This window comes from Coleofasciculus sp. B1-GNL1-01 (assembly GCF_040220235.1).
GTDB lineage: Bacteria > Cyanobacteriota > Cyanobacteriia > Cyanobacteriales > Coleofasciculaceae > Coleofasciculus.
Genome location: NZ_JAVJTO010000035.1, coordinates 1 through 21,902 on the forward strand (window position 1 = coordinate 1; position 21,902 = coordinate 21,902).

Annotated in this window: 20 protein-coding genes; 10 read left to right on the forward strand and 10 right to left on the reverse strand. The window is 43.2% G+C overall.

Annotation, left to right across the window (positions count from 1 at the left end):
- The first annotated feature begins 236 nt into the window (after positions 1 to 236).
- Entirely contained in the window at positions 237 to 374 is a 138-nt protein-coding gene (locus tag RID53_RS08215; RefSeq protein ID WP_446387644.1) for a hypothetical protein, read from the forward strand.
- Between the two features lie 44 nt (positions 375 to 418).
- On the opposite strand, the gene RID53_RS08220 is transcribed toward RID53_RS08215, so the two are convergent.
- Complete coding sequence (locus RID53_RS08220) at positions 419 to 1,546, reverse strand: tetratricopeptide repeat protein (protein WP_446387645.1); 1,128 nt, start codon at positions 1,544 to 1,546, stop codon at positions 419 to 421.
- 289 nt (positions 1,547 to 1,835) lie between these two features.
- On the opposite strand from RID53_RS08220, the gene RID53_RS08225 reads away from it, so the two are divergent.
- The 4 genes from RID53_RS08225 to RID53_RS08240 all read left to right on the forward strand — a co-directional run bounded on the left by RID53_RS08225 (position 1,836) and on the right by RID53_RS08240 (position 7,942).
- On the forward strand, positions 1,836 to 2,408 hold the full coding sequence (locus RID53_RS08225) for a helix-turn-helix domain-containing protein (protein WP_446387646.1): 573 nt from the start codon (positions 1,836 to 1,838) through the stop codon (positions 2,406 to 2,408).
- A 3-nt stretch (positions 2,409 to 2,411) separates the two neighbouring features.
- On the forward strand, positions 2,412 to 5,165 hold the full coding sequence (locus RID53_RS08230; protein WP_446387647.1) for a peptidase domain-containing ABC transporter: 2,754 nt from the start codon (positions 2,412 to 2,414) through the stop codon (positions 5,163 to 5,165).
- A 178-nt stretch (positions 5,166 to 5,343) separates the two neighbouring features.
- The gene (locus RID53_RS08235) at positions 5,344 to 6,945 is read left to right on the forward strand and encodes an HlyD family efflux transporter periplasmic adaptor subunit (RefSeq protein ID WP_446387648.1); all 1,602 of its coding nucleotides are present in this window, start codon (positions 5,344 to 5,346) and stop codon (positions 6,943 to 6,945) included.
- 289 nt (positions 6,946 to 7,234) lie between these two features.
- A complete protein-coding gene (locus tag RID53_RS08240) occupies positions 7,235 to 7,942 on the forward strand; it encodes a peptidylprolyl isomerase (protein ID WP_446387649.1) in 708 nt (235 codons plus the stop codon).
- A gap of 322 nt (positions 7,943 to 8,264) precedes the next feature.
- Here the strand turns inward: RID53_RS08240 and RID53_RS08245 are convergent, their stop codons facing one another.
- The 3 genes from RID53_RS08245 to RID53_RS08255 all read right to left on the reverse strand — a co-directional run bounded on the left by RID53_RS08245 (position 8,265) and on the right by RID53_RS08255 (position 11,272).
- On the reverse strand, positions 8,265 to 8,450 hold the full coding sequence (locus RID53_RS08245) for a hypothetical protein (RefSeq protein ID WP_446387650.1): 186 nt from the start codon (positions 8,448 to 8,450) through the stop codon (positions 8,265 to 8,267).
- Positions 8,451 to 8,893: 443 nt separating this feature from the next.
- The gene (locus RID53_RS08250) at positions 8,894 to 10,015 is read right to left on the reverse strand and encodes a T3SS effector HopA1 family protein (RefSeq protein WP_446387651.1); all 1,122 of its coding nucleotides are present in this window, start codon (positions 10,013 to 10,015) and stop codon (positions 8,894 to 8,896) included.
- 84 nt (positions 10,016 to 10,099) lie between these two features.
- On the reverse strand, positions 10,100 to 11,272 hold the full coding sequence (locus tag RID53_RS08255) for a phosphotransferase family protein (RefSeq protein WP_446387652.1): 1,173 nt from the start codon (positions 11,270 to 11,272) through the stop codon (positions 10,100 to 10,102).
- Between the two features lie 524 nt (positions 11,273 to 11,796).
- On the opposite strand from RID53_RS08255, the gene RID53_RS08260 reads away from it, so the two are divergent.
- Entirely contained in the window at positions 11,797 to 12,099 is a 303-nt protein-coding gene (locus tag RID53_RS08260) for a hypothetical protein (RefSeq protein WP_446387653.1), read from the forward strand.
- A gap of 11 nt (positions 12,100 to 12,110) precedes the next feature.
- On the opposite strand, the gene RID53_RS08265 is transcribed toward RID53_RS08260, so the two are convergent.
- From RID53_RS08265 to RID53_RS08280, 4 genes are all read right to left on the reverse strand, one after another.
- Positions 12,111 to 12,797: a hypothetical protein gene (locus tag RID53_RS08265; protein ID WP_446387654.1), complete on the reverse strand. Its 687-nt coding sequence runs from the start codon at positions 12,795 to 12,797 to the stop codon at positions 12,111 to 12,113.
- A 111-nt stretch (positions 12,798 to 12,908) separates the two neighbouring features.
- The gene (locus tag RID53_RS08270) at positions 12,909 to 13,448 is read right to left on the reverse strand and encodes a hypothetical protein (protein WP_446387655.1); all 540 of its coding nucleotides are present in this window, start codon (positions 13,446 to 13,448) and stop codon (positions 12,909 to 12,911) included.
- A gap of 112 nt (positions 13,449 to 13,560) precedes the next feature.
- Positions 13,561 to 13,848 carry a hypothetical protein gene (locus tag RID53_RS08275; protein WP_446387656.1) on the reverse strand — a complete coding sequence of 96 codons (288 nt, stop codon included), beginning with the start codon at positions 13,846 to 13,848 and terminating at the stop codon, positions 13,561 to 13,563.
- Between the two features lie 614 nt (positions 13,849 to 14,462).
- Positions 14,463 to 15,704: a GerMN domain-containing protein gene (locus RID53_RS08280; RefSeq protein ID WP_446387657.1), complete on the reverse strand. Its 1,242-nt coding sequence runs from the start codon at positions 15,702 to 15,704 to the stop codon at positions 14,463 to 14,465.
- On the opposite strand from RID53_RS08280, the gene RID53_RS08285 reads away from it, so the two are divergent.
- From RID53_RS08285 to RID53_RS08295, 3 genes are all read left to right on the forward strand, one after another.
- Positions 15,699 to 15,878 carry a hypothetical protein gene (locus RID53_RS08285; protein ID WP_446387658.1) on the forward strand — a complete coding sequence of 60 codons (180 nt, stop codon included), beginning with the start codon at positions 15,699 to 15,701 and terminating at the stop codon, positions 15,876 to 15,878. The genes RID53_RS08280 and RID53_RS08285 overlap by 6 nt on opposite strands.
- Positions 15,879 to 15,964: 86 nt before the next feature.
- Positions 15,965 to 16,198, forward strand: a complete 234-nt coding sequence (locus tag RID53_RS08290; protein WP_446387659.1) for a hypothetical protein — start codon at positions 15,965 to 15,967, stop codon at positions 16,196 to 16,198.
- Between the two features lie 31 nt (positions 16,199 to 16,229).
- Positions 16,230 to 17,378: an ankyrin repeat domain-containing protein gene (locus RID53_RS08295; RefSeq protein ID WP_446387660.1), complete on the forward strand. Its 1,149-nt coding sequence runs from the start codon at positions 16,230 to 16,232 to the stop codon at positions 17,376 to 17,378.
- A gap of 145 nt (positions 17,379 to 17,523) precedes the next feature.
- On the opposite strand, the gene RID53_RS08300 is transcribed toward RID53_RS08295, so the two are convergent.
- Positions 17,524 to 18,477 (reverse strand): leucine-rich repeat domain-containing protein, encoded by a 954-nt coding sequence (locus RID53_RS08300; RefSeq protein WP_446387661.1) that lies wholly within the window; start codon positions 18,475 to 18,477, stop codon positions 17,524 to 17,526.
- 173 nt (positions 18,478 to 18,650) lie between these two features.
- On the opposite strand from RID53_RS08300, the gene RID53_RS08305 reads away from it, so the two are divergent.
- Positions 18,651 to 20,078: an FG-GAP repeat protein gene (locus tag RID53_RS08305; RefSeq protein WP_446387662.1), complete on the forward strand. Its 1,428-nt coding sequence runs from the start codon at positions 18,651 to 18,653 to the stop codon at positions 20,076 to 20,078.
- A 53-nt stretch (positions 20,079 to 20,131) separates the two neighbouring features.
- On the opposite strand, the gene RID53_RS08310 is transcribed toward RID53_RS08305, so the two are convergent.
- Entirely contained in the window at positions 20,132 to 21,697 is a 1,566-nt protein-coding gene (locus tag RID53_RS08310) for a leucine-rich repeat domain-containing protein (protein ID WP_446387663.1), read from the reverse strand.
- Between the last annotated feature and the right edge of the window lie 205 nt (positions 21,698 to 21,902).

Sequence of the window (21,902 nt, forward strand, 5' to 3'; positions counted from 1 at the left end):
AAAGTCTCACGGTGTAATACTTGTAGGTTAGGTTGACGAAGGGAACCCAACTAATTAAGCGATTAAGCTAGGTTTTCTTCAAATCAAGCCAATCGCTACACATATAAGGAAAATTTATCACCTTATGTACGGGAGAGCCAAATTTTTTTCCAGTTAACTGCATAAATCGCAAAACTCGCTCCTAATAAGCCAGTTAAAGGGTTTGAGGTGTTTCAATAGCACTATTTTTTTTGCAGATGAACAATTACAACGAACCAATCACCAAGACTCTCTACCTATCACTCTTGAAAATCAACGGCGATCAGTCTACTAGTTCTACTCAGGATGAAGATGATGAAGATGAAGATGATGTGCCAATTGTTCCTAATCCTTGATCTCGAACTCTAGTACCGCTACCTTGAAAGGAAAAAGCCATTATCTATTCAGACGTTGTGGAAATATCAGCGTAATTACCTGAAGCTTTTAGGCGTTCGCGTGCCTGAAACTGCCAGAAATCTAATTCCGGAGATCTCCAAGCGACTTCTTTTTGTCTCTTGTCTCTGGTGTCATAGGTAAGGCAGTTTGCCCATGATACCAGAGCGCTTTCCTCGTCCCCTTGAATTTCTTGCACTTGTGCGAGTAAACAGTAACTAGCCGCACGTTCGCTATCTAATTCAATTGCCTTTTGCAGGTGATATTGGGCGTCAGAATAGTGCTTTTGCAGCAGATACGCCCAACCCAAATTTTTGTGTACAGAGGATTTTACGGAAGCATCCTTAACTTGCGTTACTCTTGGCAAGAGCCGCTCAATCGTTGTAGCGCTGTTTCCTGCCAAAATGTCTAAACGAGCCAGGTTACTCAGGGCAGCATCGGCGGCGCGTCCTTTGTGGTTGGCTGCTGCTTGGTAATGGTGGTAGGCACGCTCACTATCTTCCAACTTTTCATAGGTTGAACCCAGGTTGTAGTGAGCGCCGCCTAGGTTGGGATTAAATTCAATTGCCCACTGCAAGTAAAAGGCAGCACGTTGAAAGTCCCCCTCTAGGTAATGTTCATAGCCAATTTTGTTGAGATTTTTAGCCATTTGCTTCCGTTTGGGTTCCTCGTTAATCAGTTGGCTGAATGTTTTGAGGAGCTGCTCGCGGACAGGTTGGGTCATGGCGGGTAACTGCCAGATGACATCAGGTTCATTTTGAGAGTCTTCGGCTAACTTTGCTGACTCAGGGGTTTGGGCAGCCCCTATTTCAGTATCACTGGTGTCTTTGGCATTGGCTGTTTTGTGTGTCACCTGATTGGCAGTGACAGGGGTGGAGTCTGTGAGTAGTTCAGGTTTGTACTGTGCCACAAGCTTCGCGACTTCCAAGCGTTTGTAACGGCGCTCATCGGCATGGTCATTGTCTAACCCTAATGTTTGACAAATCCGTTCAATATGTTTTCTGACTGTAGCTTCTCCAATCTCCAGAGACTTGGCGATCGCTCCATCGGTTTCACCCGCCAATACTCGTCGTAACACCTGCTTGCGTCGGGGTGTTAACCGATTAAATGCTTCCTCGAACTCCTTTTGATCCATTCTGGTTCATCGCTTGCTAGCCCATCCACACTTGTGACTGTTACTTCCAAAGTGGGCTGTGACATTTATTTCTCCCCAATTCTAGCCGATATGCCTTCCCCTGTCTTTAGGGGGGTTAGTCTATTGCCGCAACTAGATTGACAACTCGCGAAATAATTGTCACAATAGTGACCATTAAGTCACAAAAGTGACAAAAAAAGCTCACTTGTGACCGGATTGGCAAGGGGAAATCATCACCCTGATGGTTGACGCTCAGTGATTCGCCATAACTGAAATTCCATAAGGAGAGATGACGGTGAAAACATCGGGTCAGTATCTAACACCATTTCAGCGCAAACTGCTGCAAAAAAGTCTGCAAGAGGATTTACCGGAAAAGTACCGCCAGCGGATTGAAATTATGTTGCTGGCAGATGAAGGGATATCTCAAGCCAAAATTTGTCAAACCTTGGGGTGTTGTCCAGCAACCGCACGACATTGGATACACATCGCCCGTGCGGGAATGGCACACCAATGGCAAGAGAGTCGGATTGGTCGCCCGAAGACGGTAAATGATCAGTATTTAGAGCGGTTGAAAGAACTGGTGAGCCATAGTCCCCGTGATTATGGCTATTCCTTTGGGCGCTGGACCGGGCAATGGTTAAGTAAGCATCTGGCGAAAGAATTGGGGATTGAGGTGAGCGATCGCAATGTTAACCTTTTGCTCAAGAAGATGGGACTCTCCACTCGACCCAAATCCGATTCAGCACCAGAGGTAACGGAGTTGGAAACCCCTCAAGGCTCTCGAATCAGAATTGGGGACTTGCAATCGTCTTCCGAGTCCGAACTCCCGTGGTCACTCAATTTTATCAAGACCAGTAACTAACTCATGGTTCAGAAGTCATCAGCCTTTTCTCAGCAACAGCTTAGTCAACAGCTTGCCCAAACCTTGGGACAAACACTTTCCGATGCGGAACTCTTAAACTGTTTTCAGCAGATTCAAATTCTAGAGCCAACCCCAGGCAAACGGTTCTGGCAGACAGCAGAGGCGACGGTGGGACTCTATATTATTTTGGCGGGTAAAGTCAGACTGCTCAATAGTACAGATGATTTAATTACGTCACTAGAGACAGGGGCGTCATTTGGTGAACTCACGCTGTTTCCAGAGGAGGAATTCCACCCCTATGCGGCTAGGGCTTCCGTCAAGTTGAGGCTTTGCTATATTCCTGGTGATGTTTTGCGATCGCTCATTCGCCAGTATCCCTCGATAAAAGAGCATTTGTACTCATCCGCAGTACGCCGAGATTCACAGGTGAGGGGGGCAAACGCCAGCCAATCCACTGACAACCCATCGGTTACAGAATATGCCCGTCAGTCTGAGGCGGTTGTCTTGTCTCAACGGTCTGAGGAACAAAAACCCCAGTCCCAGATAAGTCGAGCGTACTTCCCCAACCCTACCGTAAAAGTGGGTCAGTGGTGGGGGCGAATCACCCGGCGCTATCCCTTCTTTGCCCAGCAAAGTGCCTCGGATTGCGGTGCGGCTTGTCTGGTGATGGTGGGGCGTTACTGGGGGAAGCGGTTTAGTGTGAATCGCCTGCGGGATATTGCCAATGTTGACCGTAATGGGGCGTCACTGCGGGGGTTAGCCGCTGCGGCTGAGAGTATTGGGTTTACCACTCGTCCGGTAAAAGCCAGTCTGAATAAACTGGCTGAACAACGGTTACCGGCGATTGTCCATTGGCAAGGGAAGCACTATATTGTCGTTTATGAGGTGACTCGCGATCGCGTGATTGTTGCTGATCCGGCTATTGGTCAGCGTAGCCTAACTCATGCCCAATTTAAAGCGGATTGGACGGGCTATACCTTATTACTCCAGCCTACAGCGTTGCTCAAGCAGGCTCAAGAAGCCAGCACCCCCTTCTGGCAATTCTTTGAACTGGTGAAACCCCACCAACTGGTGTTGCTGGAGGTGTTGATTGCTTCGGTTCTGATTCAGATTTTTGGACTGATCACACCCCTATTTACTCAGTTGCTGTTGGATCGGGTGGTGGTACAGCGCAGCACGTTGACGTTAACCGCCGTCGGGTTAGGGTTACTCATCTTTGGCTTGTTTCGAGTCGCCATAACTGGACTGCGGCAGTACCTTTTAGATCATACCGCCAACCGAGTCGATTTAGCGCTGATTGTCGGGTTTATTAGCCATACCTTCCGGCTTCCCTTGAGTTTCTTTGAGTCTCGTTATGTGGGAGACATCATTTCCCGTGTCCAGGAAAATCGCAAGATTCAGCGTTTTCTTACGGGGGAAGCCCTATCCATTCTGCTGGATTTACTGACGGTATTTATCTATGTGGGATTGATGTTTTGGTACAGTTGGAAGATGGCACTATTAACGTTAGTTATTGTACCACCCTTTGTGGTATTGGCGTTAATTGCCACACCGTTTTTACAGCGAGTTTCCCGTGAGATTTTTGGGGCTTATACGGAGGAAACGGGCTACTTAATCCAATCCCTGACGGGGATTCGTACTGTCAAATCCATGGCAGTTGAGCAGACGGTGCGCTGGCATTGGGAGGATTTGTTTGGCAAGTCGATTAAAACGTCCTTTTCTGGACAGGTGATTGGCAATACACTCCAGACATTTAGCTTAACCATTGAAGCCGTCGTCACGACAGCCTTACTCTGGTTTGGCGCGTGGCTGGTGATTCAAAATGAACTTACGATTGGGCAATTAGTCGCGTTTAATATGTTGCTGGGGAATGTAATTCGTCCCTTTCAGCGGCTGATTGTGTTGTGGAATGATTTGCAGGAAGTCGTGATTGCGGTGGAGCGAATTAATGATGTGATTGACACTGAAACCGAGGAAGATTTACACTCCTCATCTCGTCAATTTTTACCCCCAATTCGCGGACATATTCGGTTTGAGCAAGTCACGTTTCGTTACCATCCCGAAAGTGATATGAATACGCTAGAAAATGTCAGTTTTGACGTGCACCCCGGGCAAATGGTGGCGCTGGTTGGGCGTAGTGGTTCGGGGAAAACGACGATTTCTAAACTGGTTTTGGGGCTCTATCCTGCGACTGAAGGGAAGATTCTCGTTGATGGCTACGATGTTACCAGTTTATCCCTGCGATCGCTCCGTCAGCAAATTGGTGTGGTTGACCAGGATACGTTTCTATTTGGGGGTACAATTCGGGACAATATTACAGTGGGTCATCCAGAAGCTACGTTGGATGATGTGATTGACGCGGCTAAACAGGCGGGGGCGCATCAGTTTATTAAAGAATTGCCGATGGCTTATGAAACCCAAATCGGTGAAGGGGGAGGAATGCTATCGGGGGGACAACGACAGCGTCTTGCGATTGCTCGTGCTTTATTAGGAAATCCGCGATTGTTGATTTTAGATGAAGCGACGAGTAATTTGGATGCTGAATCGGAACGGATTATTCAGACTAATTTGAATACGATTCTCACGGATAGGACAACGTTGGTGATTGCTCATCGTTTGTCAACAGTCCGCAATGCTGACCGAATTTTGGTGTTAGATAGAGGGGTTTTGGTGGAAAGTGGAACTCACGATGAATTAATGGCAAAGCGGGGTCAGTATTTCTATCTCAATCAGCAGCAACTGACTGTGACAGGTTGAATAAAAGGCTAATCGCTAATGGGAATTCGAGACTGTCTAGTGTATAAAATAGTGCTTTGTTTGTAGTAAGCACTTTAGTGCTATAACGCATAACTGGAGAGGGCTAAAGTTCCCTCAATGCAAAACAAATTTATCCCACAATTAACTGACAGGCTTTCCTTGGAAATTCCAATGAACAATGAACAATGAACAATTAACAATCAACACTAATATGCCCAACCTATCGACACAGGAACCAGGGAGTCGGAATGGTCACTATCCTCGTGGTCAAGAACAGACTGAAGCGATTATGACCAATAATCCGACTCAAACAGCACCGCCAAAGCTGGTAAACTCATCTGAACTGATTAATGAAGATTGGTCATCATTGACCAAGGAACTAATTGATACCTTACCGCGAGTCTGGACGCGAGGGTTGCTGTATTTCTTAGTCATGTTTGCCGGGATTGTATTACCCTGGGCAATGCTATCTAAGGTAGATGAAACCGGGAGTGCCAGAGGGCGACTAGAGCCGCAGGGGAATGTGTTTAAAGTGGATGCACCCGTGGCGGGGACAGTAGCTAAGGTTTTAGTCAAGGAAGGTCAATTGGTAACAAACAAGCAGCCGTTACTGGAACTGGAATCTGAGGAGATTAAGAGCGAACTTCAGCAAGCTCAGACGAGATTAGAAGGGCAACAAAATCGGCTGGCGCAGTTGGAATTAATGAAAAACCAATTACTTCTGGGAGTTCGCGCTCAACAGCAACAGAATCAGGCTCAAGCATTGGAAAAACAGGCTCAAGTAGAGCAAGCACGGCAGAATTTGGAATCTCTCAGGAATTCTTACAATTTACAAAAAGAGGAGAAACTGGCGCAAGTCAATCAGGCAAAGAAAAACCTTGACTATAGCCAAACTGCCTTGAATTTAGCCGAAATTCGTTTAACTAAAGCACAAAGAGAAGTCCAACGTTACCGCCAAATTCAGGAGCAAGGTGTGGTGCCCGAAATTAAGGTGGTTGAACAGGAAGATTTGGCTCAAGAACGGCAACGATTACAGGAACAAGCGGAGTCGGATGTGCAGCAAGCGAAGCTGCGGAAGGAAGAGCAACAAAGCAGCTATCAGAGGATTATTTATCAAGCCCAGTCTGATATTGAGCAAGCTAAACTGCGCTTACAAGAGCAGCAAAAGAGCTATCAGAGTTTGATTCATTCGGGGGAACTGGCTATGCTTAGGAGTGAAGAACAGCTCAAAGAACTGCAAACCCAAATTACGACGCTTAAAGCCGAAATTTCTCAGAGCAAAAGTCAGATTCAAGCGTGGGAATTTCAGTTAGGACAACGAGTGTTACGCGCCCCCGTGAGTGGGACAGTTTTTCAGTTGCCGATTCAACGAACTGGGGCGGTAGTACAACCGACTACCTTAATTGCTGAAATTGCGCCCAAGAATGCTTCTCTTATCCTGCGGGCGCAGATGGCGACATCTGAAAGTGGGACGCTGCGTGAAGGGATGCCTGTCAAGATGAAGTTTGATGCTTATCCGTTTCAAGATTACGGGGTAGTCGAAGGAACGGTGAGTCAGATTTCACCTACGTCTAAGGTGACGGAAACTGAGCAGGGTCAGATAGCGACGTTTGACCTGGAAATTGAGTTGAAACAGAGTTGTATTCAAACCTCACAAGGTTGTACAGATTTAGCGGCTGGACAGACGGCAATAGCTGAGGTAATTGTCCGGCAGCGTCGCATTATTGATTTTATTCTTGATCCGTTTAAGAAGTTGCAAAAAGGGGGGTTAGAACTTTAATTTTTTTTTGGACTATGGATTCGGATTTACAGAAAAATTAGTCCCGTGAAATCGGCGGGTTGAAATAGACAGTCAATAACCTAATTGAGGAGCTTAGTTTTTACAGTATGTGGTGCAACGAAGGAAGGTTATTTTTAAGTAATAGTGGCGTAGCACATCTTAATTGGTGGATTAGCATTGTAGGGGCGGGTTTCACTACTATCTTTTCGGTTTCCCCAAGATATGACTAAACCCGCCCCGACTCAGGTTTATAGACTTGCCTTGAAAACTTAGAATTGAGGAGTATATCATGTTACAAGCAATTACTATTTCCCATGAGGATATTCTGCATCAAGTTAAGCTATCCTGTCAGATTCCTGACATAGTTGAGCAAATTGTTACTCGCAAGATTATTGCGAATGCGGCAGAAGAGGCAGGAATTAAAGTAGAGACGGAGGAACTCCAGAAAGCAGCTAATAAATTCCGGTTAATGAACAAACTCCGGAGTGCTGACGATACCTGGGCATGGCTGCAAAAACATAATCTGTCTTTAGATGAATTTGAAGAAATTGTCTACAACAGGCTCATGTCTACGAAGTTGGCTGCCCATCTTTTTGCAAATAAAATTGAACCATACTTTTTTGAACACCAGCTAGATTATGCTGGCGTGGTCATGTATGAGGTCATCCTGGATGATAAAGATTTAGCAATGGAACTCTTCTATACGATTCAGGAAGGTGAGATGAGTTTCTATGAGGTGGCTCATCAATATATTCAGGATATCGAGTTACGTCGAAAGGGGGGATATCGGGGAATAGTACGCCGCAAGGAGCTGAAGCCGGAGATTTCTGCTGTTGTCTTTGTCGCTACTCCTCCCCAGATGGTCAAACCCATCGTGACTTCTAAGGGAGTACATCTGATTTTGGTAGAGGAGTTGATTCAACCGCAATTGGATAATATGCTGCGCCATCAGATTTTTTCACATTTGTTTTCTGCCTGGGTTAAGCAACAAGTTTAGCCACTTGAGACCGTTTGATTGTTATAAAATATCCCGTATTTGCACGAGATATTTTTCAAGTTCATGTAAATTTTTAATAGGTAAATATTAAAAATTTACATAAAAAACCCAAGATCAATCGAGTAATCTTGGGTTAAGGAAGATTTGCTGAATTTACTTAACGGCCTTGGCGCTCAGTCGAGGCTTTCAAACAATAAGCTGTTCGTCATTTATTTGGCACACGCCTAATATGCCATCAAGGAGCTTAACATCTCATTAATCAAGCTAAATGAACAACTGCTTAGAAGCACCAGAGTTCCAGAATGACCGTGAATTATTATCTTCACCAGTAAATGCAAACGGCGCTATAGAGTAAAACAAAGCCGCCATTGGCCTTTCCAGGCGCTATGGTATCTCCACCAAACACATCCCCAATTTCCTGATCCGTTAGCTGATGGAGAAAGCTTTCGGAATCCAGGAACAGGTCAGCACCAACGGGACGTACATCAGAAATTGTAATACTAGCCATTTGGAAATATACTCCTAACTAAAGTTGTTGCAGTTGGGATTAGACTTTGAATTGCCTCATCCCATTTATATATTATGGTATTTGTTCTAGTTTTTCAACTGTAATATAAATATTTTATGGAAATAAAATATTTATTGCTTATTTGCTGCACTATTTAAGTATAAAGCAATCAAATAAATTAAAATAAATCTTGTTTAACAAGGTGTTTCAACGAAAAATTAATAATTTATTTTTTATGTCAACATCCATTTATTAATTTGCTTTTAACACTAAAAAAATATAAAAATTCAACCCAAACTTTATCTTGGGTTAAAGCAACCGAGTGAGTTCCTATCTGAATCTGAGAATCGTCAAAGGATGACTTATTGCTGCTGCTTGCATTACTCAAAGTCATCTGGTAGCTTTGCTTAACCAGCAGTCGGCGTCGCCACAATTTTGGAGTATCAGTTGCATAAGTCTATTGGCGTGTAGATGTCTTCAGAGTTAGCATTGAGGTAGGCACGCTGCCAGTCAATTCCCAGGAGGGAGAATTGCTGAAGTATAGAGGTCATCTTCCCCTCTGGGGAATCATCCCCTTGATGCCAAGCATCCAGCAACCCATTCGCCACAATTTGACACCGATTCATGCCAAAGCTTTCCTTTTGAGCGAATTTTTGGTCGGGTTCCTCTGCCAACCCTAACCCCGGTGCAAGCGGCATGGTAAATAAGGGAATCTCTGGCTGAAAATACGCTTGATTCTCTCCATACAAAGCCTGTAAAACTTCTCTAACTCCCTGATAATCACTCTTGTCAAAGTACAGTACCCCTGAATCGTGACGTCCGTAGTTTTTTGGATTGTACAAAACCTTGAAATTGAAAGGAATCGCCTTCTCATTTAGCCGCCGCGTCAGGCTACCCATCACCGCAACTGCACCTTCAGAAGTCAAATTGAAGTAAATTCGCACCGTTACCGACTCACCTTTTGAATCGTCTTGACGATTTGACCCCACATTACCAACCGCCATATAAAAGCCATTTTGCACAAAATTCTTAGGCATCCGGATAGCCACCGAATCACCCACAACAGTAGCTTGCTCAAATGATTGAAGATGCTTATCTCGCTCAATATGTAGCCTCAAACTCCCATTCGTCACCGCTAAACTGCCATCACTTTCCTCCCTGAAAACATACCAACCTCTGTCAAAGTAGCCAGTACCGCTATTGCTTTGATGCAATCGCTGATAAAATCCCAAATCTACTCCCATAAAGGTATTGTTCTCTAGATCTAGTGCCAAAGGATTTGCATCCGCCTCTGGTGCGAGGGCAGTTCGCATCGAGCCATTGTAATAGATACCGTAGAGAAAACTCCGCAGTTGCAAGCTCAGATATTTCTGCTGAATATCCCCAGGCATTTTCTGAAAACGGGCAACCACCTCAGCAGGCAGTTCAAAGGGTTTGTAATCAGGATGGCGAATCGAGAAATCAGACTGAATCTCAACCTTATTAACAATATCATCCAGAACATCGAGTAATCGCCCAGTTGCCTCAGTTGTTCGCTGAGTTTGAAGAGAATCGAGTAATTGCATAATCGTTTGTCACTAAATATCTTGGAACTTACGCTTTCTTGGCGGTACGGGCGCTACCTGTAGGGGTACGGCACTGCCGTACCCCTAGGATATGTGGTGTTTGGTGTTTGTGCTACGCTGAGTCAATTGAACCGCCGCAGCACCAAAAATCGTCGCCATTGATTGTTCCGGACGACATAACAACGTCTTGGCAACCTGAAGCATCGCAATCCCCATATTGCCAAAAGATTTTTGATACTGAATCATTGCCTGAATCTGTTGAATTAAAGCAAAACCTGTAAATTGCACCACCCGTTGTAAGAAATCAGGGCGATGATTAAAGATATCCGAGAACGTGTCACAATACGCTTGAATTAGGGCAGCAATGGAAGGCTGAAGCTGTTCTAGGGGTGTCGCCGCTAAACGCAGAGATTCTTCGATACTGAGTGAATTACTGATCACCAAGCTACTGAGCCAAATTTGCACATAGCTGGCAAGTAGTGTTCCTAAATCAAACGCTGGATCTCCCCACGTCGATCGCTCCCAGTCAATAATACGGACAATGCTATCAGGAGTTTGCTCCCAATCCCTGTGCAGCAGGATATTATTCAACTTCAGGTCATTGTGCGTCAGGCAACAGGGAGCAAAAGCACTGCCTAACTCCGCGATCGCACACCCCAAACTATCATACCGCTGATAAAGGGCAAAAAACTTCAACCCATCAGCAGGCACTTGACCAAAAATTTCCGGTCTAATCCGTTCCAATCCTCGAATCAATTTAGGAACTTGGTCACTCGTGAGCTGATCCGACTGTTGAGCAAAGAAATGCTGATAGTCTTGGCAGTTAAACGTATCGCGATGGAGAGTCGCCAAGAACGTACTAATTGCCACCGCAATTTCTGGAAAAAAACGATTTTCCTTACTGTAGAACTCCATTAAATCCTGGTAATCATCCAGGTAACGGCAGACAAGAATTGAATGATCCCGATCAAAATGCAACACGTCTGGCAAAAACGGACGCAGGTGTTCAACCGCTGGAAATTGCTGCAAAAACACTTGCATCTGCCACTCTCCCCAAAACTCGCCAGCCGCTTTTCCGTCCTGATTGTGCCGTTCCTGCTTGACCAAAAGCTTATGAGTATCGGTCAATTTTACCAATAAGTTAAAGTTTTTGGCAGCAACTGGCTCAACCTGACTGAGAGCTAGCTCTGAGGGATGGCAAAAACTATGCTCAACTAAATAATCGAAAACATTATCAGAGTTCAATAAAAATGTCATAACTTTAGTTCTCGGTTTAAGTTTTTGCTTAAGCTTCTAATTAATCCACCGTCACTATAGTTCACTCAAACGTGTAACTTCAAGGTTCAACCAGGACTTGTTTAGAAAAAAATAATGTGATTTTATCTCATTTCATTTAATGCCAACAGACAAGAAACTGATTGAATTAGGTTATCCTGTCAGCCCTATGGGATTGAACCCTATGTTAAAGCAAGCCGACTTCACCTCGCCTAACATTATTACAACCCAGAACTCGTCTATGACAGAGCCATGTTAAATGCCTAGACAGCTTCTTACTGGTGAGGACGGTAAAAGCCACTCAAGTTGAACTGACTTTTTTCGAGAACATGGGTAATTATTGTGACAGTTTTTTCCCAGAAAGACGCTCTCACTCTGAAAACCACGACAACCGCTTCTCAATTCTGGGAAGAATTCCAAGTCTGGATCACTCAAATGCATAATTTCAAAAACCCACCCCTAATAAGTCAATCAAAGAGTTCACAAGCTAAGGCTGAAACAGAGATATGACTTATAATACCCACTGTCGTCGCCCCAACGTTCCGTTTCCTGAAGAATTAACGAATGCCCGAATTGAAGCAGAAGACATCGAAAGCTTTGCCCCGAATTTGATTTTTGGGATTCCTCAAACGCACTATCCTGCCGGATCAGCATTAATACCCGAATTGAACTTTGGAGCATTGCCCAGTTCTTTCGATCCCCATGAATTACTATATGCAAACTGTAATTGTTGCCCAAAATGCTGTTGTATTTTTTATATAAATAACTCAAGTATTTTGATCGGGTTTGCTTTGGTTGTGACTGGGTGACATTAGAGAACTCAGTTGAGCGGCTTCATGGATTGCAATACCTGAATAAATTCTTCTATGCTAACAGGCTCGCACCAATCACTATAACCGGAAATCAAGGTAAAATAGTAACTGGAGGGTAGACCAACCTGTTCCCCCTTGACCCGAGCAATGATCATCGGTCTGTCCTCCACATTACCGGAATAAACAGTGACTTCACCTTGCAAAACATTCACCGAAATTTCTGATAGTCCTAACGATTCAAATGATGTACCGTCAAGAGCATCATAAAGTTCTAAACAGGTATTTTTTTCTCGTTCTCGATAAATAATTGAGTAGCTAAAAGGGTTTGAGGCGTTTATGTAATAGTTTTCAGTCGCCTGAAATTCCATCAGATAAAATCCAGAGGGAAGATAGGTTGGTTTGAAAATGGGAGCATTAAATCCCGGAATATCTACAGTTGTAACGATGGAAATAGTTTGTTGAGATAGTTGGATTTCTTGATCGGAATAACGGGAATTTCCCGTATTTTGAGCGATTGATGTTTTGGAGTCAGCCTCCCTGGTAATTGAAGGAGGCGAATTGGTTGTTGAAATGCTCAAATTGTCGGATTGAGCCGTTGGCGCTTTAGTGGCTGTGGAGTTTCTTGCACAACTGGCAAGAGAGAGCCATGTAACGGCAGCTAAGGCGCAAACGACAGTTCGATCAGGCTGGTTCATCTGAGAATTCCTTCAGTATTCGTGGTCACAAAGATAAAACTTTTACGCTGGCTCAAACGCTGCAAAATTCTTGTCCCCAAGTTGGATTAAATTTCTCAGGATCGTTTTTCTTTAGAAATAGATACAACACCCCTCACGCACAAAAGAAATGAGAGGGCGTTCAGGGTTACTCAAATCCAATCTATAGTCAACAAAGGGTACACCCGTATTTTGCCCTTGTCTAACTTGGACAATAAAAATTGGACTGAGATTTGAGTTTTGCTCAATGCCTTCAATAAACTGACTACTAATTTCACTTAGACTTATACGTCTAGATTGGATAAAATTGGGTTGAGAGATACAAAACATAGCCGCTCCGTCTGTATGTGTTGCGGCGTAGAACCAGTAGGGTTGACCGTTTGCTGTAAACTTTCGACTATAGAAAATTCGTTTATAGTCAAACCAAGGAGGTTCAGATAGGTTTTCGATCACAGAGTTGGGAACATGGTGACAATCCATATCAATATAAACATCACCTTCAGCCCTAGCCGATTTTGAGGGAAGTAACAGGAATCCTACAACTAGGGAGAGAGACGTTAGGGTTAGTCGAGTCAGGCGATCGCAAAGGTTTATCTTAGTTTTCATCTTCATGGTTAATATTTTGCAGCTCATTTATATTACTCCTGAAGGCGACGTAACGTCTGTAACAGTCGTTATTACATTGACATTAGTTGCTAAATATCAATACGCTAGTTATCAGAACGAGTGTTTTCAATTGAAGCATTCATGTTTCGATTAAAGCTGGTGCTAGTACAGCCAATAAATTGAACAGTGCTATCACTCCTATAACGCAAACGAATAGAGTAATTCCTGCCAAAATTTTCACCTTTCCAGGTATAGTATACCCTTTGTTTTTACTCATTAAAACCTCGCTCATTCTGGTAAAAATGTACAACTCAATCATTAATCCAATAGTTAATACCATCACCTCTTTGACTTCGACCGTGTTAGGTCTAGCATAAACAGTTAAAAACCAGATACCAACAGCAGTCGCATTTAAAACATTAAGCATGACATATAAATTCAATAAAACTCTTATCAGTCAAAATTTCTATTAGTCAAAAGTTCTCATTATACAGTCATTCCATAATGATTTTATGGATAAAAAACACCATAATAGAGTTATTAACGCAAATATTCGTATTGTAATTCCTTTAAATATTCGTACATACCAAGCTCCTAAAGACTTTTTTTTATACCCTATTATTACCTTGAACATCTGGACAATAATGTATCCTCCAATGATAAATCCTATGGTCAAATGACCAACTGTCACTCATAAAGGACTCCAACTTGTCTCCTCTTGACAAGGTGTACCTGAAATCATTGGCTTTTTGAATTAGTCGATTGGTTGCTTCCTCAACTGAATAGTCAGAATCAACATTCTGTTTAGAAGATTGACTAACGATTAAACTGACGGAACTAGGAGCAGGCTTTAATTGACTCCGGTATACAACTTTATTCTGAAGGTCAGGCGTCAATTTTTGGAGTTCTTCATCAGTTGTAGATGACTGAGCTTGTGCATAATTAAACTGAGTAATTGTACCTAACATGAACACGAAGGTAATGGAATGTATTAGTGTTTTCATTTTTAACTTACTCACAAAAATATAGGTAAAACTCTCCTTAGTACGCTGTAGCAAAACCCAAACAACCTTCTTCATAATCTACTTCTGGAAGTTGACCAATAACAATCTGGGACACCTGAGTTCCATCTGTACGAAAGTGAAGGCGCAAGTTTTTGTCGCGTTGGCTTTGGGGAACAAACGTCAGGAAATTACCGTGATGGACTGCGGGCTTCACCCGAAGCCGTTGTTTATAAATCGATTGAACTCGTTTTTCTGTATCACCAACTCCTGCGCCACTAATCGTTTGAGGGCGAGAGTCTTCAATGTCAATTCGGGCAATACGTCCGTTACTCACTAGAAAAGAAACACCAAGTTCTTCGGGATTTTGATCCATTTGATAGTAGCTACAATCCGGATGAGGATTTGAGTCCATCGGGACTAAATCAACTCCCGCCGCCTGTGACGCCTGCTTAACAGTCATACCAATATCTACAGTTCCAAAGCCATTAATCGCAATTTTGGATCGGGGATTTAGCTTTGCCCGATTGAGTCCTTTCTCTAAACAAAGAGTCCCTTCATCGTCAGCCAGCAAACAGTTTCCGTTTTGGTCAAGGATACTCACCTCAACAATAGTCGGAAACTGTTGGAGCGTTTCCACAATTGCGCTTGTCATTCGCACTGAATCGGCAATGCCATAGTGAATTATTTTACGACAAAATTGTACAAATGCTGTACCCTCATCGATAGAAATCGTAAAATCTTGACCACAGTTAGAACGTCCACTTAAAGGGGTAAGAGAGGAGAGTCCCTGCTGTTTTTCCGAGGAAGTGGGACCGGCGAGGAGTTGAGTGAGCGCGAATTTGGCAACACCTGGACTGGATGTGTTTCGCCAAACGGATTTGACGGTAGTAGGATCTGACGATTCGGTAACTGGAAAAAAGACTTTAACTCGGTTTTGAACGGGAGATTCAGCCGCATCTGAAACTTGAGTTTTCTGGGAACGGCGTGGAGATGATTCAGCTTGGGACAATTCAGTTTCCTGTGAATCGGTTTGGGATAACTCAGATTCAGATTTAGGTTCAGGTTGAGGTTCCTGAGTTGAACGGTCATTCTGATTGACAGGTTGCCCACAAGCACTGAGTCCTAGTAGCACAATCAGTAAACATCCTAGTGCGTTGGTCAAGAAACCAGATTCATGTTTGGGAGATACTCTTCTAGAGTGGTTATCCTCACTCCCAACTGGATTTCTGGGAGGTATGGATTGGTTCTGTAGTCGATTTGGCTGATTTAGCTTGTGCATGATTCATGTTCCTGTTATGAATCGGCAGGTATCATTGTACTTATTGCCCCTCGATTTCAGATTTATGCAAAAAGTCGCTGGGGCGATCGCATACCCCTTCTGGTCAAGATGATTTACCCTACACTGGCACAGTGGCGGCGCGATCGCTTTGTTACTTTAGTTCAATATTTTTAACAAATCGCAATCAAATGACAATTATTTGTATCAAGCCATCCCTTGACTCGCGTGATAATATAGCTGTCAATCCAATGAGCAAATAGATGAAACTCAAAACGGCTCTAATCAGCATCCCATTAATGGCTTTATCCATTCTCCTGACTCAATCCTCAATAGGATATAGCTGTGAAGAGGAAGATAGCACTCCGGCTCAACGGTTAAAGACGATTCGTGATGACCAATCGGGTTTAGTTTTTGAAGTCGCCAGTAATTATCGAGCAGTAGCAGTCTCTAACGCTTGTATTGATAATGTAGAGCCTATGTCAAAAAGTAGTTAATATTTTGTTACTCCATACAGGTTAAAAAAAGATGATTATCAAGAAATACTATTTATGGTTGTGGTTATTATTAACGTCTACAATACTGATTGGCGGTTGTACTCAAGAATCAGCAGAAAATCTCAATCAAGAATCTACTACAGATTCAACCAATGCTGTTTCACCCAAAACTGAACCTGTCCAACCTGCTTCACAACCAGCCAGTTCAACGACAGAATCTAAGAAGGTTAAAAATAAAGTCACATCAAATTCACAGGCAACACTTGAGTCAAAGGAAGCTAACAATTCAATTTTATTAGAAGCGGTTAGGGAGCAAGACCTTGAGGGAGTGAAAGCGGCATTAGCTAATGGTGCAGATGCTAATGCTAGCAATCCAAATGCTATCACTGCCTTGATGTTTGCTGCCATGAATGGAGATATCGATGTCTTTAATGTTTTGTTAGAGGCTGATGCAGATGTTAACCTTGAAAGCGGTGAAGGAGAAACGGCTCTCATCTATGCAGCCGGAGAGGGATATCTTGCAATCGCTCAAATTTTGATTGAAAAAGGGGCAGATATTGATGTCCAAGATGCTGGAGATGTTGGCACAACGGCTCTGATCAGAGCAGCCGTAGGTGGACATATCGAAATCGTAAAATTATTACTAGCCAATGGGGCTGATGTAACAACTCAATCCCTCTACGGTGATACAGCTTTGACCATGGCTCAACACAATGGATATACCGAAATTGTTGAACTTCTAAAAAAAGCTGATCCTCACCTGAAAAAGGATAGCATTGAGGTTAACCCAAGTACAAATCCACCAACCTTCGACGACTATCCGGTTGATACTGTAACGTTGACACAGCACGCACCTATTGATTTTGACAGTCATCCTAAAGCTTCCACCTTCAGAGACGCTTTAAAGTATGGGATTAAAGATGGTCCTAACTTTGCCCAACACTACACAATTGCGACCTGGGGGTGTGGTACTACTTGCCAAGCATTTGCCATTGTTGATGCCTACACAGGCTCTGTCTACTTTCCCGATTTTGTTTCTTCAGTTGGATTAGATTTTCGCCTTGATAGTAATCTTCTGGTAGTTGATCCACCCGAAACTATCCAATCCACTTACGTTCCTCCTGGCGTAGAAACTCAGTATTTTATTTGGAACAATAAACAACTTGTGCTGATTGAATAACTGCTTAAATCGTTCCCGACTCAGATTAATTTAACGGCTACCAACTTAAGACGGGACAGCCCACGGGAAAAGGCTTTCAGGCTGCAAGGGGTTCAGACAATCTCTCTGAAATTTTGTCCCGCATTAGGTGGGTAGCCATTTAACTTTAAGGAACCCAGGGTGAGGTATCAAAATCGCAAATCTCTGGAGGAAAGACTGGGCAATTTCTGTGTGTGATTGGATTACCTGTCAGGTTAACCAGCCTTAAGTTTTTTAGTCTGGCTAGAGGACTGATGTCTGTGATTTGGTTGTAGCTGAGGTAAAGTACCCATAAATTTGTTAGTCTGGCTAGAGGACTGATATCTGTAATTTGGTTATTGTTGAGGCGAAGATCCTTCAGAGTCGTGAGTTCAGAAAGAGGGCTAACATCTTCTATTTGGTTGTCGTTGAGATCCAGTTCAGTCAGGTTCGTGAGTCCGGAAAGAGGTCTAATATCTGCAAGTGGGTTGCTGCTGATGTAAAGCTTCTCCAGATTTGTGAGTCCAGAAAGAGGATTGACATCCGTTATTTGGTTGTTGTGGAGTCGAAGCGTCTTCAAGTTTGTGAGTCCTCCCAGAGGTCTTAAATCTGTGATTTCCTTTCCGCTAAGGTAAAGCTCAGTACGACTGGAAACATTGTTGGCAGCAAGTTTACAATCACTCGTTCCTGCTTCTTCTAACAGCACCTCTACTGTTTTTCTCGCTTCGGCTGACAAGCCGGTTCGTTGGAGACACCACTCTTCAAAAGAATTTCCCAGATTGTATTTTAATGTATTGAAGTCTATTTCGTCTATATTCCAATCATAAACATCAAGAAAGTCTGAATGAGTAGAGCTATGGGATAACAAATACGCTTTACCGTTACTACATTTTATCGTTACAGTTGCTTCTCCATATTCACTTCCTGTGTAAATTATTTTTGGGCATTTCTGTAAATTCCATTTCAATATTCGCGCCGCATTTTCTTGGTTAGATTTTTCAGTGAAATTTATGTTGGTCGCCTTCTTTAAAGCCAAAAACATATCATCTGCTGTTAAGACAATGCCCAAGAACATTAATAAAACAACAAAACTAGCTGTCAAGCATTTTCTGTTCATACAATGAAGTCCAGGGAATGATGAGTAATTGTGCGGATTAATTAGGGCTGACGTAAAAATATTACTTCCCCTCAATGGTTTTCTCTATTCAATAACCATACACTTATGGTACTATTACAGTTTACAGAGACTAATTTCAAAAATCAAGAAATATTTTTATGGTTGCCAAAATGCTTAAACTATTCTGTTCGAGCCTGGTTTTGAATACGGTATTCTGGGTAAATTTTTCCGCCTTGGCGCAACCCATACCTGAGCTGCGTCAAGGCATGATCTATGAAGATGCCAGAACATTGTTAATTGAGCAAGGGTGGCAAGCGATATTTAATATGGCTCAGTTTAATAATCCGGAGCGAGGCGCAGTCATTGACAGTTTAATTGAAAAAGGATACACCGAAGTGGTTGACTGTTCAGGTACTGGATTGGGACTTTGCTTGTTTCAATTCCAGAATGCTACGGGAGAGACATTATCCGTATCGACGACAAATAACGCTCCAGCACGGACAAGCGTAGTGTTTGGCTGGAGGCTGGAGGCTCCTGCGACAACTCATACGTTTAACTTCATAAAAAAAATTAGGGGTTTCACCTCCCGATTTGGTAATTCAGTCGCCATAGATGGGAGTAATGCTATTATTGGCTCCGATGCAGGTGATAATTCAACGGATAGTGGTGCAGCCTATTTGTTTGATTTGACGACTGGCTCCTTACTCTGGAAATTTGAACCCACTGATGGTGATTGGGGAGACCAATTTGGTCGTTCAGTCGCTATCCATGGCAATAAAGTTTTGATTAGCTCATCCAATGGTAATAATGGTGGTTCAGTCTATCTGTTTGACATAAACACTAAATCCCTCCTCTGGAAATTGACCGCTCCTGATGGGAATTGGGATGATGAATTTGGTAATTCGGTCGCCATAGATGGTAATTATGCTCTTATTGGTTCCTGGTTAGATGATGATAAGGGAGATGATAGTGGAGCCGCTTATTTATTCGACGTCAGGACTGGCTCTCTACTCCAGAAATTTTTGCCCCCTGATGGTTATACGGCTACGATATTCGGTCACTCATTAGTCATGGATGGTTACTATGCTCTGATTGGCTCTGGGAGTTACGATGACGTTAGTTCGGTTTACCTGTTTAACGTAAAAACTGGCTCCCTACTCCAAAAATTTACGGCTCCTGATAGTGATCTAGGCTACGGATTCAGTCGTTCATTAGCTATAGATGGCGACTATGCTCTGATTGGTTCTTGGACTCATGATGAAATAGGTTCCGCTTACCTGTTTAACATAAAAACTGGTTCTCTGCTCCGAAAGTTCATCCCGCCGGAGGGCGATGCGATTGACGCATTTGGTCTTTCAGTAGCTATAGACGGTAATTATGCTATCATCGGCTCTTCGGATGATAATCAAATTGGTTCTGCCTACCTTTTTGACATACGATCCGGTTCACTACTCCAGCGAATTACAGCGCCTGATGGGGCTAAATTTGATGCATTTAGTAGTTCAATTGCTATAGATGGAAATAATGCTTTAATTAGCGCTCCATTCAACGAAGGTTCAGGTTCTGTATACCTGTTTAGGAAATAAAAATGAAAGTCTTTAAAATAGGGTTATCACAATCTCACCCATCAAGCGAGTTCTCAAAAATAGCAAATATCTGGAGGACTGACTGGGCAAATTGGTTGCGCGTTAGCGGAGCTATCCGAAGGAATCGCATTGCCTGTAAGGTACAGCACTTCCAGACTGGTAAGTCCCGCTAGAGAACTGATATCCGTGATTTGATTGTTTGTTAGGTCAAGGCTCTCCAGGCTTGTGAGTTTTGCCAGAGGGCTAACATCTTTGATGTGGTTGTCGTAGAGGTAAAGCCAGTTCAGATTTTGTAGTCCGGAAAGAGAACTAATATCTTCGATTTCGTTGCCGTTGAGACCAAGCTTAGTCAGGTTTGTGAGTTCTGTTAGAGGGCTAATATCTGTGATTTGATTGTCGGTGAGAATAAGATGCTTCAGATTGGTGAGTCTGGCTAGAGGACTGATATCTGTAATTCGATTGTCTGTTAGATCAAGGCTTTCTAGACTTGTGAGTCTTGCCAGAGGGCTAATATCTATGATTTGGTTGCTTTCAAGGTCAAGCCATTTCAGGTTTTGTAGTCTGGAAAGAAAACTAATATCTGTTATTTGATTGTTTGTTAGGTCAAGGCTCTCCAAGCTTGTGAGTCTTGCCAGAGGCAGAGAGCTAATATGTTTGATTTGGTTGTTATCGAGGCGAAGCCATTTCAGGTTTTGTAGTCTGGCAAGAGGACTAATATCTGTTATTTGATTGTAGGTGAGGATAAGACTCTCCAGGTTAGTGAGTCTGGCAAGAGGACTAATATCGGTGATTTTGTTATCTTCTAAAAGGAGGGCGTCCAGATTTTTTAGTCCTGCCAGTGGCCTGACATCTGTGATTTGGTTGAGAGTGAGAAAAAGCGTCTCCAGGTTAGTGAGTTTTGCCAGAGGACTAATATCTGTAATTTGATTGAGGGTGAGGTCAAGCTCAGTCAAGTTAGTGAGTTTTGCCAGAGGGCTAATATCTGTGAATTGGTTGTCTTCTAGGTTAAGCTTGTGCAGGTTGTGTAATCCTGCCAGAGGGCTAATATTTGTGATTTGGTTGCTGTCAAGGTCAAGCCAATGCAGATTTTGTAGTCCTGCTAAAGGACTAATATTTGTAATTTGGTTGTGGCTAAGGTAAAGCCCAGTCAGGTTTTGTAGTTCTGCTAGAGAGCTAACATCAGTGATTTGGTTACGGCTGAGGGAAAGCGATTCCAGGTTTTGTAGTTTGGCTAGTGAGCTAACATCAGTAATTATGTTGTCATCCAGGGAAAGCCGAGTGAGATTGATGAGTTTTGCTAGAGGGGTAACATCAGTGATTTGGTTGCCGCTGAGAACAAGCTCCTCCAAGTTGGTTAGTCCTGATAAGGGACTCAGATCACTCACTTCTTCCTCGTTGAGGATCAGCTTAGTACGATTTGACAGATTTTCGGCAGCGAGTTCACAATCATTGGTGTCTACTTCTGCTAACAACACCTGTACGGTTCGTCCCGCCTCAACTGATAAAGTGGCTTGCTGTTGACATAACTCTTTAAAAGAACTCCCCTGACTAGGTTCAGCCGCTTGAGTGACTTCCCATCCCCAACTACTGAATGCCCATAAATTTATCAGCAGAGCCATTGTGCTAGTCAATTTCATCGTTAGTAAACTTCTCATAATTACTGTCTATATTGTTATCGAATTGCCAAGCAACTATCTGAGTTGTACAACTGAATTAGACGTGCTATTGTACCTATTACTGTTTAACACAACAAGAAAGATACTGTATGTCTCCCTGACCGATGAAAGATAGATAATTGACCAGCCATCTGCACTTTCCCGTGAT

Coding starts and splice junctions, on each gene's coding strand:
- RID53_RS08240 (WP_446387649.1), top strand. CDS start 7,235: ATGTTACAAGCAATTACTATTTCCCATGAGGATATTCTGCATCAAGTT.
- RID53_RS08250 (WP_446387651.1), bottom strand. CDS start 10,015: ATGCAATTACTCGATTCTCTTCAAACTCAGCGAACAACTGAGGCAACT.
- RID53_RS08290 (WP_446387659.1), top strand. CDS start 15,965: ATGAAACTCAAAACGGCTCTAATCAGCATCCCATTAATGGCTTTATCC.
- RID53_RS08230 (WP_446387647.1), top strand. CDS start 2,412: ATGGTTCAGAAGTCATCAGCCTTTTCTCAGCAACAGCTTAGTCAACAG.
- RID53_RS08255 (WP_446387652.1), bottom strand. CDS start 11,272: ATGACATTTTTATTGAACTCTGATAATGTTTTCGATTATTTAGTTGAG.
- RID53_RS08235 (WP_446387648.1), top strand. CDS start 5,344: ATGAACAATGAACAATTAACAATCAACACTAATATGCCCAACCTATCG.
- RID53_RS08245 (WP_446387650.1), bottom strand. CDS start 8,450: ATGGCTAGTATTACAATTTCTGATGTACGTCCCGTTGGTGCTGACCTG.
- RID53_RS08220 (WP_446387645.1), bottom strand. CDS start 1,546: ATGGATCAAAAGGAGTTCGAGGAAGCATTTAATCGGTTAACACCCCGA.
- RID53_RS08215 (WP_446387644.1), top strand. CDS start 237: ATGAACAATTACAACGAACCAATCACCAAGACTCTCTACCTATCACTC.
- RID53_RS08270 (WP_446387655.1), bottom strand. CDS start 13,448: ATGAGCTGCAAAATATTAACCATGAAGATGAAAACTAAGATAAACCTT.
- RID53_RS08225 (WP_446387646.1), top strand. CDS start 1,836: ATGACGGTGAAAACATCGGGTCAGTATCTAACACCATTTCAGCGCAAA.
- RID53_RS08265 (WP_446387654.1), bottom strand. CDS start 12,797: ATGAACCAGCCTGATCGAACTGTCGTTTGCGCCTTAGCTGCCGTTACA.
- RID53_RS08305 (WP_446387662.1), top strand. CDS start 18,651: ATGGTTGCCAAAATGCTTAAACTATTCTGTTCGAGCCTGGTTTTGAAT.
- RID53_RS08310 (WP_446387663.1), bottom strand. CDS start 21,697: ATGGCTCTGCTGATAAATTTATGGGCATTCAGTAGTTGGGGATGGGAA.
- RID53_RS08260 (WP_446387653.1), top strand. CDS start 11,797: ATGACTTATAATACCCACTGTCGTCGCCCCAACGTTCCGTTTCCTGAA.
- RID53_RS08295 (WP_446387660.1), top strand. CDS start 16,230: ATGATTATCAAGAAATACTATTTATGGTTGTGGTTATTATTAACGTCT.
- RID53_RS08280 (WP_446387657.1), bottom strand. CDS start 15,704: ATGCACAAGCTAAATCAGCCAAATCGACTACAGAACCAATCCATACCT.
- RID53_RS08275 (WP_446387656.1), bottom strand. CDS start 13,848: ATGCTTAATGTTTTAAATGCGACTGCTGTTGGTATCTGGTTTTTAACT.